Source organism: Mesorhizobium sp. M2A.F.Ca.ET.042.01.1.1 (assembly GCF_003997405.1).
GTDB lineage: Bacteria > Pseudomonadota > Alphaproteobacteria > Rhizobiales > Rhizobiaceae > Mesorhizobium.
Map to the genome: position 1 here is coordinate 1 of NZ_RZRX01000289.1, position 7339 is coordinate 7339.

At 64.2% G+C, this 7339-nt stretch carries 8 protein-coding genes and 1 pseudogene; 5 read left to right on the plus strand and 4 right to left on the minus strand.

Annotated features, from left to right (window positions below):
* Both EOA23_RS29490 and serB read right to left on the minus strand, forming a co-directional pair.
* A partial coding sequence (locus EOA23_RS29490) for a GNAT family N-acetyltransferase (protein ID WP_145966512.1) occupies window positions 1–191 on the minus strand: 191 nt, incomplete at its 3' end.
* Window positions 188–1075 carry a phosphoserine phosphatase SerB gene (gene serB / locus EOA23_RS29495; RefSeq protein ID WP_127306725.1) on the minus strand — a complete coding sequence of 296 codons (888 nt, stop codon included), beginning with the start codon at window positions 1073–1075 and terminating at the stop codon, window positions 188–190. The genes EOA23_RS29490 and serB, both read right to left, overlap by 4 nt.
* On the opposite strand from serB, the gene miaA reads away from it, so the two are divergent.
* On the plus strand, window positions 1065–2009 hold the full coding sequence (miaA, locus tag EOA23_RS29500; RefSeq protein ID WP_127306731.1) for a tRNA (adenosine(37)-N6)-dimethylallyltransferase MiaA: 945 nt from the start codon (window positions 1065–1067) through the stop codon (window positions 2007–2009). The genes serB and miaA overlap by 11 nt on opposite strands.
* Before the next feature lie 126 nt (window positions 2010–2135).
* A complete protein-coding gene (locus EOA23_RS29505) occupies window positions 2136–2927 on the plus strand; it encodes a GGDEF domain-containing protein (protein WP_127306726.1) in 792 nt (263 codons plus the stop codon).
* A 164-nt stretch (window positions 2928–3091) separates the two neighbouring features.
* Here the strand turns inward: EOA23_RS29505 and EOA23_RS29510 are convergent, their stop codons facing one another.
* Window positions 3092–4927, minus strand: a complete 1836-nt coding sequence (locus EOA23_RS29510; protein WP_127306727.1) for an ATP-binding protein — start codon at window positions 4925–4927, stop codon at window positions 3092–3094.
* 152 nt (window positions 4928–5079) lie between these two features.
* Here EOA23_RS29510 and EOA23_RS29515 point away from each other — a divergent pair, with 152 nt between their 5' ends.
* From EOA23_RS29515 to EOA23_RS29525, 3 genes are read left to right on the plus strand one after another with little or no spacing between them, the layout of a single operon-like run.
* Window positions 5080–5646, plus strand: coding sequence for an XRE family transcriptional regulator (locus EOA23_RS29515; RefSeq protein WP_127306728.1), 567 nt, complete (start codon window positions 5080–5082; stop codon window positions 5644–5646).
* 4 nt (window positions 5647–5650) lie between these two features.
* Window positions 5651–5959 (plus strand): hypothetical protein, encoded by a 309-nt coding sequence (locus EOA23_RS29520; RefSeq protein ID WP_127306729.1) that lies wholly within the window; start codon window positions 5651–5653, stop codon window positions 5957–5959.
* Window positions 5960–5996: 37 nt separating this feature from the next.
* Window positions 5997–6524, plus strand: coding sequence for a GNAT family N-acetyltransferase (locus EOA23_RS29525; RefSeq protein ID WP_127306730.1), 528 nt, complete (start codon window positions 5997–5999; stop codon window positions 6522–6524).
* A 92-nt stretch (window positions 6525–6616) separates the two neighbouring features.
* Here EOA23_RS29525 and EOA23_RS29530 read toward each other — a convergent pair.
* Window positions 6617–7339, minus strand: a pseudogene (locus EOA23_RS29530) (NAD(P)/FAD-dependent oxidoreductase); the annotation flags it as partial.

Consider the following 7339-nt stretch of genomic DNA (forward strand, 5'->3'; position numbering starts at 1 on the left):
GCGGCGAAGCCGTAGCCGTCCTCTTCGATCCAGGCGCGGACTTCGTCCATCTTGGCGTCGGCAGCGGCACGGTCGCGGCGGAACGGGAAGAATTCCATCACGCGTCCATCGGAGTTGATGCGATGGAAAAGCTCGCGGTCGCGATCCTCCCAGTTGCGCAGGATCAGGCGCTCGGTGCGGATCGGCTTCATTCCGCAAACTCGTCCCGGCGGTAGCCCTGGAGATAGAGCAGCGCGGTCAGGTCGCCATGATCGATGCGGATGCGGGCCTGCTCGGCCACCGCCGGCTTGGCGTGGAGCGCGACGCCGGTGCCGGCAAGACGGATCATATCGAGATCGTTGGCGCCGTCGCCGACCGCGATGGCATCCTCTGTTGTCAGCGCGAGCCTCGCGGCAATGTCCAGCAGCGCTTCGGCCTTCGCGGCGCGCCCGAGGATGGGCTCGGTCACCATGCCGGCGAATCTGCCGTCCTCCTCGATCAGGCGGTTGGCCCGATTTTCCTGGAACCCCAGCATCTCCGCAATGCGGCTGGTGAAGACGTCGAAGCCGCCCGAGACCAGCGCAGTCCAAGCGCCGTTGGCACGCATCGTCTGCACCAATGCGCGGCCGCCGGCGGCGAGCGTCAGCCGATTGGCGATGATGCGGTCGACTACCGCCGTGTCCAGGCCTTTCAGCAAGGCGACGCGTTCCCGCAAGGCCGGCTCGAAGGCGATCTCGCCATTCATCGAGCGCGCGGTGATCGCCGCTACATGGTCCTTGACGCCGATCTCGTCGGCAAGCTCGTCGATGCACTCCTGATCGATCATCGTCGAATCCATGTCGGCGAGCAGGATCTTCTTGCGCCTGCCTTCGGCGGGCTGGACGACGACATCGACCGGCTCGGACGCCAGTGCGGCGCGCAGATTGGCGGTCATTTCGCCGATATCCGGCGTCTGCGGCAGGACGAGGTCACAGGCGACGTCTTCAGCCAGCCAACGGACAGCGCTTGCGCCGGCGGCCCGCAAGGCCATATTCGCAAGCGAGGCCGGCACGGCGCGGGCTTCTGGACGGGACACTAGAGTGGCGATCAGCGGCATTGAACATTCCGGCAGGCAGGCGGGCGAAGGCCGCGTCAAGGACGCGATCCTGATAGCCGGGCCGACAGCCAGCGGCAAGTCGGCGCTGGCGCTCGATCTTGCCGAACTCAAGGGCGGGGTCATCGTCAACACCGATTCCATGCAGGGCTATTCGGTGCTCGACGTTTTGACCGCGCGGCCGAGCGCCGCCGAAACGGCGCGCGTGCCGCATTTCCTCTACGGCCATGTGCATCCCTCCACGGCCTATTCCACCGGCGCCTGGCTGCGCGATGTGGCGAAGCTGATTGACGATGGCGTCCTATCGGGCCGTCCGGTTGTTTTCGTCGGCGGCACCGGGCTCTATTTCCGTGCGTTGGCCGAGGGCATTTCGGACATGCCGGACATTCCACCGGCTGTGCGTGAGCGCTGGCGCTACGAGCTCAAGGAGCAGGGAGCCGAAAGGCTGCATCGGCTGCTGATGCACGAGGATTCAGCCATGGCCATGCAACTCAGGCCAACGGACGGTCAGCGTATCGTGCGGGCGCTCGAAGTGCTCGATGCTTCGGGACGTTCCCTCCTGGAGTGGCAGGCGGCGCGCGGCCGCCCGCTGATCGACCGCGACAGCGCTCGGTTCCTGGTGATCGAGCCGGACCGGGCGCAACTGGTCCGGCGCATCGAGGCGCGGTTCGACCAGATGCTCGACAAGGGCGCGCTTGACGAAGTGCGGCAGCTTACGGCGCTCGGCCTCGACCCGGACCTGCCGGCCATGAAAGCGATCGGGGTACGCGAGTTGCAGGCGGCGATGGCCGGACGGTCCGGTTTTCCCGAGGCGATCGAGCGGGCCAAGATCGCGACGCGGCAGTATGCCAAGCGCCAATCGACCTGGTTCAGGCACCAGCTGGGCGTGGAGTGGCGCAGGTTGCGACCGGGCGATCAACCGGCAGTTCACGACTGACGAAAAGCCATTTTCAATCAGTGCCTTAAAATCCTTTGCTCTAATTCCCGCCAGGGTTGTCCGGGTTAACGGTCCGTAAGGTCCGATGTGGCATAAGCTCGAGGGTTCCAGTGGTGCGGGGAGTAGATGCGTTTCCATAAGGCGGAATCCGCATTTTTCGTGTTTATTTTCGTGATCCTGGCCGCCGGCCTGGTGACGTTCCATGCCTATGGCCAATTGCAGGACATCGCCTCGAACCTCGACGCGGCATCACGCGGCGACAAAATTGTCTACCTGAACAAATTGCTTTTCGTCACTGGCGCGCTGCTGGCGACCGCGCTGTTTTTCGGCACTTTCTTCATCTACCCGCTGATCCGCGGCCAGGTGCGGGAAGAGGGCAAGCTCAGGGCCATGACGGTCTCGCTCAGCGCCCGTTCGCAGACGCTTGAGCAGGCAGCGCTCACCGACGGTCTGACCGGCATGCAGAACCGCCGCTATTTCGACGATGCGCTGCGTGAATATCTCCACGAATTTCGGCGCATCGACAGGCCGGTCGGGCTGATGATCCTCGATCTCGATCACTTCAAACAGGTCAACGACACACATGGTCACGATGTCGGCGACGAGGTGCTGCGGGCTGTGGCCACCTGCCTGCGGAGCATGACGCGCTACCACGACGTGGTGGCGCGGCTGGGCGGCGAGGAGTTTGCCGTCGTCACGCCCAACATGGATGTCGAGCTGCTTGCCAGGTTCGCCGAGCGCATCCGCAAGGCGATCGCCAACCTGTCGATCCTGTCTGGCAATGTGCGGCTCAAGGTTACCACCAGCGTCGGCCTTGCCGTGTGGGACCATAAGGAGAGCGCGGAGGATTTCTACCGCCGCGCCGACCGTCAGCTCTATGAGGCGAAGAAGCAGGGCCGCAACCGCGTCTGCGCCTAAAATTCCGACATGAATTCATGAGGCCGATCGAATGACGCGCCTTTCTCGACTTCCGGTGCTCACGGACTGAAGTCCGCTCCGCTCCGGCTTCTCGAAAGCCACGTCATTCGATCGGCCTGATGAATTCCTGTTCGGAATTTGGCTGTGCTTGCGAGGTTGGTTGTTCAGTCGTTGAACTGGCGCATGCCGAAGGTCGAGGGCTTCAGGCCGTAGCGGGTGTCGAAGTCGTCATCGGGCTGAGGGCGGGGGGCGGCTGTAGCCGGCTTCTTATAGTCCGGGTCGCCGGCCTGCCGGGCCGAGTCGACGGTCTCGGCGAAGGCCATGGCCTGCTGCGGCTTCGGTACGTTGCGGAGCCGCTCGACGATCATGGCCAGGTCGACATCGCTGCCGTCCACGGAGGGCTCGACCTGCTCCCTTTTCGCGGTTCCGGGGATGAACTCCTGCGCCAGCTTCTCGAATTTCAACCGCATGGTGGTCGCGACGCCTTCGCCGAAGGCGATAGCTTCGCGCTGCCCCATCGAGGACAGGAAGGCCAGGGTCGAGGCCGAGGAGTCGGCGATCGCCGAGCGGATGATTGCCTGGTCCTGCTCGTTGGCAAGGCGCATGGCGAAGAAGGTCGAGCACTGCGACAGGATGGTCGGGTCGAGCTCGCCCGGGCGCTGGGTGACGACACCCAGATAACAGCCATATTTGCGCCCTTCCTTGGCGATGCGCGACAGCGCGTGCCTGGTTGGCGCGAAGCCGAGGCGCGGATCGGCCGGCATGTAGCGGTGCGCTTCCTCGCAAAGCAGGAGCAACCGCAGCCGGCCCTCGCTCCACAAGGCCAGGTCGAAGGCCAGGCGCGCCAGCACCGAGCAGACCGAGTTGACCACTTCCGAAGGCATGCCCGCCATCTCGAAGCAGGTGACCGGGCGGCCGTGGTTGGGGACACGGAAAATATTGCCGATCGTTTCGTGGATCGTGTCCTCGATCAGCCGGGAACTGAACATGAAGCGGTAACGCGGATCGGCGGCCGCCGATTCGATGCGCGTCTTCAGCGACTTCAGGACCGGGCGGTCGTTCTTGCTTTCGAGCAGGCCCATGCGCTCGTCGATCTGCTTGATGAGATCGGCGATGCGGTAAGGCACCGGCGTATCCGCCGTCAGCGCATCGCTGCCGCGTCTGACATAAGTGCCGGAACTGGGGTTGCGGTAGAGGTTCTTGGCCGCCGGGATCAGGTCGCGCAGGACATCCACTTCCTCGGGCACCGTCTCGCGACCGCGAAACAGCACTTCGGCGAATTCCTCCAGCCTGAACATCCAGAACGGCAGGTCAAGCGTCTTGGAATCGACCTTGACGCAATATTCCGGCAGCGAGGCCGCGAACTCGTTATGCGGGTCGAGGATGAGCACGCGCAGGTCCGGGCGCGCCTCGATCGATTTGCGCAAGAGCAGCGAGACCGCCGTGGACTTGCCGACGCCGGTGGTGCCGACGATAGCGAAATGGCGCGCCAGCGTGTCGTCGATGGCGATGTGGGCGTCGATCGATTCATCCTGCGACAGCGTGCCGATGGTGACTGAATGGCGTCCGGCCAGATCGTAGACCGCCTGCAGGTCGCGGCTGCGGATACGATGGGCGATGGCGCCGATATGCGGATAGGCGGTGATGCCGCGGTCGAAGACCGGCTTGGCGCCGGGCTCCGCGCCGTCGCGCACCTCGCCGATCAATTCGATGCTGACCTCGATCGGGTTCTGGCCCTCATTGCTCCAGGCGCGGTCCGATTTGCCGATCTCGTAAACAAGGCCGACCGTGCGCGTCGTGCCGAGATTGATGGAGATCATCTTGCCGACCGTCCACTGGCCGGTGACCGTGCCGTCGGCGTCCTCGGCGTAGGCGCTGATGGTGGCGCGCGCGCCGTCGCATTGCACGACATTGCCGAGAATGCGTTTGTCGCTTTGCAGGGCGTTGCGGCGCTCCTGCGAAATCGGTTCGCCAACGGAGGCTTCGCGTTCGACAAACATGACTGACCTGGTCCCATTCCCTGGAGCGTCGATCCTATCCAGGCGGGGTTAAATTGAGGTGAGGTCGAATGGTGTAGACGGTGTTAAGCCGGTCGCGACAATTCGATCGAATACCCTCTTCCCAGCATTCGCAATTCCGATATATTGGACGAATGAACGATATATCGGATGATATCACTGCCACGATCGGCCGGCGGATACACTCCGAAAGGATGGTGAGGGGCTGGTCGCTGGCCGAGCTTGCGGGGCGCTCGGACGTGTCCAAAGCGATGCTGAGCGCCATCGAACGCGGCACGACCAGTCCGACCGCGGCGCTCCTGGTGCGCATCGCGGCCGCCTTCGGCATGACACTGTCGACGCTGATCGCGCGGGCCGAGCTGCAAGGCGGCGGCGTTTCGCGCAGGGACGAGCAGCCGGTGTGGCAGGATCCGGCAACGGGCTACATCCGGCGGCATCTGTCGCCGGCATCTCAGATGCCGCTCGAATTGATCAGGGTCAGCCTGCCGGCGGGCGCCAGGGTCAGCCTTCCGGCCGCCGCCTACGCCTTCATCAAGCAGCAGATATGGCTGATCGACGGAAGGCTGGATTTCACCGAGGGTGATGTGGTGCACCGGCTCGAGCCCGGCGACTGCCTGGCGCTGGGGGCGCCGGCGGATTGTGTCTTTCATGCTCCCGGACCGGCTGCCGCGGAGTATCTCGTGGCGCTGGTCAGGGACTGAGCCCGTGTCTCGCCGGCCAAACCGCTCGCACAATGGCGGGCCGCCGCTCGACGATTATGAAGGCCCGCCCTGGGGCAAGGGCGACGCTTACGTCTTCCTCGCCTGGCGCGCCGCGCACGACAAGGCCTGGAAGGCGCCAAGCCAGGCCGTCATGCTGATGCGGCTTGAGAGAGCCGAGCGCCTCGGGCTGACCTATGAGGAATATACGCTCGAGATCCTGGAGCGCGGTCGCCATCTCAGCGCGGACGACGCCGACCGGATCGCCGAAATCCGGCGGGCGCGGCGGCGCAGGCGGAGCAGGCATTTCGAATGATCTTTCCCGATGTCGCATCGCCTTGGAGAACACCAGCATGAACCCACTTGAGATCCGAGTGTTGAGCGACGATGCAGCGACCATTGTGATGCTCGCTGATCTCTTGATCGAGACGGTCGCCGCCGGCGGGTCGGTGAGCTTCATGCATCCATTGCCGGCGGAGGCGGCACTGGATTTCTGGCGCAAGTCGCTTGCCGCGGCCGCGCGCGGGGAAAGGGCGGTGCTGGGCGCATGGGAGGATGGGGTGCTTGCAGGAACCGTCACGCTGCTGCTCGACTTTCCGCCCAACCAGCCGCACCGCGCCGAGATCGCCAAGCTGATGACCGGCCGGCACCACCGCGGCAAAGGCGTCGCGAGCGCAATGATGCGCGCCGCGGAGGCACTGGCGGTCGAGAAGGGCCGCACGCTGCTCGTGCTGGACACGGCAAGCGAGGAAGGCGCGGCGGGGCTTTATGAGAAGCTCGGCTTCAGGCTGACCGGCGAGATCCCCGACTTTGCGCTGAAGCCGCATGGCGGGCTGACCGGCACGCTGATCTACTGGAAGCGGATAGGGAAAGATCGATAGCCATCAAGTTGCGACCATGTGGGCCTTCCCGAAGCTCAAGGCGGGTAGATGGAAGCCCGTGGCGGGCTTCCATCTATGGAAAGCGTCCGGCCTCAAGCTTTGTGGTAGACCTGCTGCAGCCCATACACCGGGGTAGGCAACCCGACCTGCCTGGCCTTCAGCTGCAGCGCAAGATACTGCGAATAGTGGCGCGACTGGTGAAGGTTGCCGCCGTGGAACCACAGCGCTTCCTGCTGCGTCGGCTTCCACATGTTGCGCTGCTCGCCTTCCCAAGGGCCGGGATCCTTGGTGGTGGCGGAGCCGAGACCCCAAACCTTGCCGACCTTGTCCGCCACTTCCTGCGAGATGAGGTCGGCGGCCCAACCGTTCATCGAGCCGTAGCCGGTGGCATAGATCACAAGGTCGGCCGGCAATTCGGTGCCGTCGACGAATTTGACCCCGGTTTCGGTGAGTTCCTGTACCGCCGCACCCGGTCCGCTCTTCAGCTTGATCGAGCCGTCGATGACGAGGTCGCAGGCGCCGACATCGATGTAATAGCCGGAACCGCGGCGCAGGTATTTCATGAACAGGCCGGAGCCGTCATCGCCCCAGTCGAGCATGAAGCCGGCCTTCTCCAGGTCTTCATAGAATTTCGCGTCACGCTCCTTCATCTGCTGGTAGAGCGGAATCTGGAATTCGTGCAGGATGCGGTAGGGCAGGGACGCGAAGATCATATCGGCCTTGCGCGTCGTCATGCCGTTCTCGACAGCCTGCTCGGAGTAGAGCGCGCCAAGCCCGATATCCATCAGCGTGTCCGACTTGACGATGTGGGTGGA